This window comes from Phormidesmis priestleyi BC1401, assembly GCF_001650195.1.
GTDB lineage: Bacteria > Cyanobacteriota > Cyanobacteriia > Leptolyngbyales > Leptolyngbyaceae > Phormidesmis_A > Phormidesmis_A priestleyi_B.
This window is the reverse complement of record NZ_LXYR01000057.1, coordinates 22733-28732: the sequence shown is the minus strand read 5'-3', so window position 1 is coordinate 28732 and position 6000 is coordinate 22733. Positions and strand designations below refer to the sequence as shown.

The 6000-nt window shown below is 47.3% G+C and carries 8 protein-coding genes; 4 read left to right on the top strand and 4 right to left on the bottom strand.

What is annotated here, in order from left to right:
* The 3 genes from A8707_RS21340 to A8707_RS21330 all read left to right on the top strand — a co-directional run.
* Positions 1-576 (top strand): transposase (locus A8707_RS21340; RefSeq protein ID WP_156518507.1); only part of this gene is annotated, 576 nt, incomplete at its 5' end.
* A gap of 186 nt (positions 577-762) precedes the next feature.
* Complete coding sequence (locus A8707_RS21335; protein ID WP_068819212.1) at positions 763-1176, top strand: hypothetical protein; 414 nt, start codon at positions 763-765, stop codon at positions 1174-1176.
* Positions 1177-1674: 498 nt separating this feature from the next.
* Complete coding sequence (locus A8707_RS21330; protein WP_156518804.1) at positions 1675-2082, top strand: hypothetical protein; 408 nt, start codon at positions 1675-1677, stop codon at positions 2080-2082.
* 511 nt (positions 2083-2593) lie between these two features.
* Here A8707_RS21330 and A8707_RS21325 read toward each other — a convergent pair.
* From A8707_RS21325 to A8707_RS29270, 3 genes are all read right to left on the bottom strand, one after another.
* Positions 2594-2968, bottom strand: a complete 375-nt coding sequence (locus tag A8707_RS21325) for a PIN domain-containing protein (RefSeq protein ID WP_231948330.1) — start codon at positions 2966-2968, stop codon at positions 2594-2596.
* A 36-nt stretch (positions 2969-3004) separates the two neighbouring features.
* Complete coding sequence (locus A8707_RS21320; RefSeq protein WP_068819210.1) at positions 3005-3247, bottom strand: hypothetical protein; 243 nt, start codon at positions 3245-3247, stop codon at positions 3005-3007.
* Positions 3248-3406: 159 nt separating this feature from the next.
* Positions 3407-3589 (bottom strand): hypothetical protein, encoded by a 183-nt coding sequence (locus tag A8707_RS29270; protein ID WP_197484945.1) that lies wholly within the window; start codon positions 3587-3589, stop codon positions 3407-3409.
* A 282-nt stretch (positions 3590-3871) separates the two neighbouring features.
* Here A8707_RS29270 and trpD point away from each other — a divergent pair, with 282 nt between their 5' ends.
* The gene (gene trpD, locus A8707_RS21315) at positions 3872-4957 is read left to right on the top strand and encodes an anthranilate phosphoribosyltransferase (protein WP_082906449.1); all 1086 of its coding nucleotides are present in this window, start codon (positions 3872-3874) and stop codon (positions 4955-4957) included.
* A 9-nt stretch (positions 4958-4966) separates the two neighbouring features.
* On the opposite strand, the gene A8707_RS21310 is transcribed toward trpD, so the two are convergent.
* The gene (locus A8707_RS21310; protein ID WP_231948327.1) at positions 4967-5824 is read right to left on the bottom strand and encodes a retropepsin-like aspartic protease family protein; all 858 of its coding nucleotides are present in this window, start codon (positions 5822-5824) and stop codon (positions 4967-4969) included.
* Positions 5825-6000: the final 176 nt, after the last annotated feature.

Sequence of the window (6000 nt, the reverse complement as noted above, 5' to 3'; positions counted from 1 at the left end):
GGGGTGCAGAAGCAACGAGGCAGACCGCGCAAGTACGACGGCAAAGTTGACCTGACAGACCTCAGTCACTTCACCTTTGTGGAAACCGTGCAACCCCAGGTTGACCTCTACACTGCCCGATTGTGGCACGTCTCCTTGAAGCGGGAGATTCGAGTCGCCTACCTAGTTGACCGTCGCGTTCCGAACCGAGTCCGCACCTGCCTGCTGTTCAGTACCGATGTTGAGCAAGCCCCCAAGCAGATTATTCAGTTCTATAAATTGCGCTTCGGGATTGAATTTCTCTTCCGCGATGCCAAGCAGTTTACGGGTCTGAGTGATTGTCAAGCCCGTGACCTCTTGAAGTTGGACTTTCATTTCAATGCCAGTTTTACCGCCCTCAATCTAGCGAAGTTCGACGCGCATCCCCAGCACACCGGTCAAGACCCATTTGTATTCTCAATGGCAAGCGTTAAGCGTCGTGCCCTCAATCAACACCTACTTGAACGATTTATTGCCACCTTAGACTTGGAGCCAAGCTTGATTAAATCCCATCCCAACTACTCAACCCTTTGCGATTACGGCACTATCGCCGCCTAAAACTGTCCGAAGTATTGGTAGTTAACGGACATGAATTTAAGACAATAGTCCGGACAATTTTCGAGGCAGAAGCTGAAACCCGCATTCTACAGTCAGCATCTGACCTCGCCGAGGAGGCTCAAACCTGCATTCTACCGTTGGCGATTTGAAACTGTCCGGACTGTTGTTAAGAAGAACTTCCACATATTGCATAAGCTGCCTAATCCTATACGTGATTTTGTTCAAGATATTGTATTTCATCTAATAAAATACAATCACCAAGGTAGGCTTTTTCATCGTAAATCTGAAAATTCCAATAGAGTTCCAGGGCAATGGAATTTGGTTCACGTGCATAGCATTAGTGAGATTCAAGATGAAATTGAGCAAAACTATATAGGACACCATTTATTTGATTGGGTAAAACCGAGGAAAATCTGGTATCTATCAGGGGTAAAAATATATTTTGATTTCGGCAGCGAGGCTCTGTGGAATATGCAAACATATGATGAGCGTGGGCTGATTTGTGTTCAATCAGTCAGTAAACGATCTTTTATTGAAAAAATGGGTGGTGATCCTACAAAGATTGAAGCAGTATTGAAATCTACAAAAGATCAGTTGTAAGAAGTGTAGGTTAAAATCTCATTAATTAGAGTTATCAGTAACCGTTTCTAAGCAGCTATGTGAGGGTTGTCTACATCCGCTCAAGCATACAGTTTCGTATAAAAAGACTAAGTGGAAGTTTGTATATTTTGGGACTATCATGAACACTGATGTAAGCAGTCATTCTCGTCCTAATGCTGCTGGAAGTATTTCTCCTAGTAGACAAAAACATGAAGTCAAAAGCACCAAAGCCCTTGCCAGAAACGATGCAAGCAGTCTTTTTAGATTCTTAACTCTACACTTGTTTCAGCTTAGATGGACAACAGGAAGAAAAACTTGACAAACTTTTTCTTGGAAGCGGAACGGTAGATGCTTGGTGTCCTTCCTGTGGTTGTTCTAATGTTTTTCATATAAAGAGTCAGTTAGCTTCGTACGGCGAACCAAAGAAAAGCCTTCCATACCGTGGAATCATTATTATTGAAGCTGTGTGTGGAAGGGGGGTGTAGAGAGCTATTCCGGTTGCAGTTTCATTCTTCATGTGGTTTTGTAAAAGATGGTTCTGAAGTCACAAAGATAGATCAGAATCCCTTAGCAGCGCAGTTGGCGTTTGGAGTACTTGATGAAGCTTTTAATAAAGAATTGTCCAGTTCATTTAGACGAGAACTAGGTACAGCAATTGGTCTTTACGCTCATGGCGTTGGAATAGGCTCTTTTGTTTATTTGAGAAGGATTTCTGAAGCTCTAGTTGAAGAAGCCCATCAAACTGCTCAGGAGGATGAGAGTTGGGATGAGTCCGAATATAGAAAGCAGAGAGTATCTGAAAGACTTAATCTGCTCAAAGGTTTTCTGCCTTCAAGATTGATTCAAAGTGCTCATCTCTATGGAATTCTTAGTCTTGCAATACCAATACTCCGGACATTTTTTTGAACGGTTCCACAAGGTTTTCAGAGCTTACGGTTTAAGGATCGAGCTATTTTTTCAAAGTTAGCTCTGCCTCTGACTTGGAAAAAAAGATCCTGTCCACGGCAGGATGAGGGTTTGAGCCTTAAAATCTGCTCAAATTTTGTCTGGAGTATTGATCTAGAGGACTTCAAGAAATATGCTAAATATCTTGGCTCAATACTTTCTGAGGGAACAAATCGGATAAGATATGACGCGAAAACGGTTGGGAGTGGAGTATGACTGATCAAGATGCTAAAACCAACAGAGCCAGCTCGTGATATTAAAATGTCGTTCGCTTGAACTCGATACTTGTCGAGATCAGAGGGAGCATCCTGACAATATGGGACTGAATTCCAGTCTATTTGACCTTTAGTGATATCAGTCGTGCGTAGAAGTCTGACAACTCCTTTATCTATAGCTCTAGTTGTCCAACCATATTGACCACTGCCACAAATACTTCCAAAGCTAGTCACGATCCAATGCTGCGGGAGTTCACTCAAACTTCCACCTCCCAATCCTCAAGTCGCAACCCATCAACACATCCGAATTCCCACGTATTGTGTGTCACCAGCGTTAGGTTATTTGCCAGGGCGATCGCTGCAATTTGCAAATCATAAGCACCGATCGGAGTTCCGGCACTGGCAAGCCTCGCCCGAATTTGACCACATACGATCGCAGCTTCATCCCAAAAAGGAAGCGAGGTAAACCGCTCCAAAGATTCCCGTTGCCGTTCCAGAGTTCGCGTTGGGTTGTTGCTCCACATTGCACCGTAGAATAGTTCGGCTTTGACAACCGAATACATCGCCATCTCTTCAGTGGAGGTAGAATTCAAGCGGTCTCGCACCGAAATCGATCGACCATTTAAATACATCACTCAAACATTCGTGTCCAATAGGTAACGCATTCTCTAGTCGAAAGCTCCGGCAAGATCATCATCAAGACTCTCTGAAATTCCTCGATCGTCAAGAGTGATGGGATCATCCGTACAGATGCCATAGAACTGCTCTAGCGATCGAGCATTTATCGTTGAAGATGGAACAGACTGATAAATTACCATCACTTCCACATCCCGTTCTCTGATTCCAACGGGAAGATCGAGATGGAGAATGCCATCTTGCCCAACATGCCGACGAACCTTAATGCTTTCCATCGTCGTTGACTCCACGATTATAAAATGACTTCTTCACCCAAGTTCTTGCAAAATTCCCTGCAAGTCTGCCATAGCTGCTTCCAGTTCATTCATCGCCTCTCGTGCGAGGATTGCAGGCTCAGGTAAATCACCACTATCCTCTTCGCGATCGTCCTTGAGTCAAGCAATGTCTAAATTATCGCCACGTTCAGCAATCCACTCGCGGGAAAATCTTCTGAAGCGCCCTTCCTCACCAGTATCAGTACGCTGTGCAAGACTAACGGCACCGCCCAATGGATCATCTCCAAACGCATCTTCAAACTCAGCAAAATGGTCACGCACCAACGATGTACGCTTACCCACCGTCTTTGAGGACGTTGCAGAGGTTCCAAAGCTTGGCAAATATGTCTTGGGTAGTACTCATAGAAAAAGATTGTACCTCTTGCGTAGTTGATCGCTACGTTAATCGCAAAGACGATTCTCCGTCTCCTGCCGTGTACTCAACTCCGATACACTGAAGAGCATTGGCATTATCATCATTCTTTACATGGCTTCTGTCTCACTCAATATCCCGCAGAGATAGACAGAACTAAGTGTGTCTTTAAAGTAACGCTGATCTGAATTCAATCTCTAACCCGTGGGGCTATGACTCAATCTTCTTCAACTCGTGTGATGTCGGGTGCAGATGCTGCTGATAAAGAGCTTAGAGACAATAGCGGCTTGTGGTCGGGTCTACTACAGCAGCTATTAAATCGTCAGTCGCTCTCTCAAGAGCAAGCGGCAACGCTCATGCACGGCTGGTTAACCGATGCCATTCCTCCAGCGTTGTCAGGGGCGCTGCTGATTGCTTTGCAGGCAAAAAGTGTATCTGCGGCAGAGCTAGCAGGCATGGCACGAGTCTTACAGCAGCAAGCGTCTCCATCTGCGATTTCTGCTACGCCGTTGATTGACACCTGTGGCACTGGGGGAGATGGGGCATCTACCTTCAACATTTCAACCGCAGTTGCCTTTGTTGCGGCGGCGGCAGGAGTTCGGGTGGCAAAACACGGGAATCGATCGGCATCCAGTCGAGTCGGGTCTGCCGATGTCTTAGAAGCGTTAGGAATTAATTTAGGTGCCCCGGCTGAAAAGATCCGATCGGCAGTCGAAGCTGTGGGCATTACGTTCCTGTTTGCTCCAGGCTGGCATCCTGCTCTAAAAGCCGTAGCGCCCACGCGACAGTTGCTCAAAGTGCGGACGGTGTTTAATTTATTAGGTCCGTTGGTCAATCCGCTGCGACCAAATGGGCAAGTGATTGGCGTGTTTGATTCAAGTTTGCTAGAACCGATCGCTCAAGCACTCAACGCTTTGGGCACCAAACGCGCGATCGTGCTCCACGGTCGAGAACGCCTCGACGAAGCTGGGTTAGGCGACCTGACCGATTTAGCCATTCTGTCTGATCAGCAGGTTCAACTAGCGACGATCGATCCTCAAGCCCTCGGACTCACCCCTGCCCCGATCTCAGCCTTGCGTGGGGGAGATGTGCAAACCAATGCTGAGATTTTGCAAGCCGTGCTTCAAGGCAAAGGCACCCAAGCACAGCAGGATGTCGTCGCCCTTAACGCCGCTCTCGCTCTGCAAGTCGGAGAAGTCACGTCTGATTATTCAACCGGAATTGCGATCGCCAAGGAAGTTTTGATCTCAGGTGCCGCGTGGGAGACGTTGGAGCGATTGGTGAAATTTCTTCGTTAGAGATTCCTATCAGCCTGCACACTGCTGAAACTCGATCGTTTCTTGCTTGATTGTGAGGTCACAGCTTCCAAAGAAATCGTGACCTAAGAGCCGGACGGGTCCGATCGTCACAGGCACATCGCGAATGACACGAGTGCCAACCCGAATAGATTTGATCATCCCTACGGCGAATTCAGTTTGCCCAGCAGGAGTCATCCCAGTGGTCGAGCCGACAACTTTTGCGCCCAGAGCTTGCGCCATGTCGGGCGTGATCATGGTGCCCGATGCCCCCGTGTCTACCATCATGTCAAACTGACGACTGCCGTTAAACAATACGTCAATCACTGGGATACGACTCTGGCGATACTTAATTCGAGCGCGATAGCTGCCGCCGCCGCCCACACCAGACGCATTTGCCTCTCTCATCGCATCTGTAAGGGGCGCATCAACCACGATTTTAGACTCTAGAGTTTCCCCGCGATCGCGCCCCGTCTGGTCGGCTCGACTTTGTGCGAGGGCAAGACTGCGCTGATATTCGGCGAGTTTTTGATTGGCAAATTTTTTGTTAGGGTCAGCTCTAGGAACTTGTTTCAGCAGCCCGATCGCTTGTTGCCACCGACTGGCTACGAGTTTCCAATCGTCTGCTGACTGAACCGATTGGCTCATGCTTTTCGCGCTTTGAGCTTTGTCGATCGCTAACTGATACGCTTCGCTCTGGGGTGATTTCACCGATTTTGCAGCAGGACTGGCAATAGCCACAGGTGAAGACTTGGGCGGTGCTGAAGTGCCCTGATTAAGGCTGTTTGCGCGACTACACGCCACGCTACTAAAAGACAACACGCCCGCAACCAACCACAAAGAAATGCCAGATCGAGATAATTTCAGCATGAATTCGGCGAAAAATAATGAGTAAGGTCGTCGCTCCCCCAGACTTAGCATTCCCTGACGATCAGGGCAATCCATCCACTATCTCCGATCTCAGAGGAGCTTGGCAAAAGTGAGTTAAGAACAGCACAACCTAAAAGACTCGTGCGATAATGCCAAAGATCATTTTTGCACTCTCT

Coding starts and splice junctions, on each gene's coding strand:
- trpD (WP_082906449.1), top strand. CDS start 3,872: ATGACTCAATCTTCTTCAACTCGTGTGATGTCGGGTGCAGATGCTGCT.
- A8707_RS21325 (WP_231948330.1), bottom strand. CDS start 2,968: ATGTATTTAAATGGTCGATCGATTTCGGTGCGAGACCGCTTGAATTCT.
- A8707_RS21310 (WP_231948327.1), bottom strand. CDS start 5,824: ATGCTGAAATTATCTCGATCTGGCATTTCTTTGTGGTTGGTTGCGGGC.
- A8707_RS21320 (WP_068819210.1), bottom strand. CDS start 3,247: ATGGAAAGCATTAAGGTTCGTCGGCATGTTGGGCAAGATGGCATTCTC.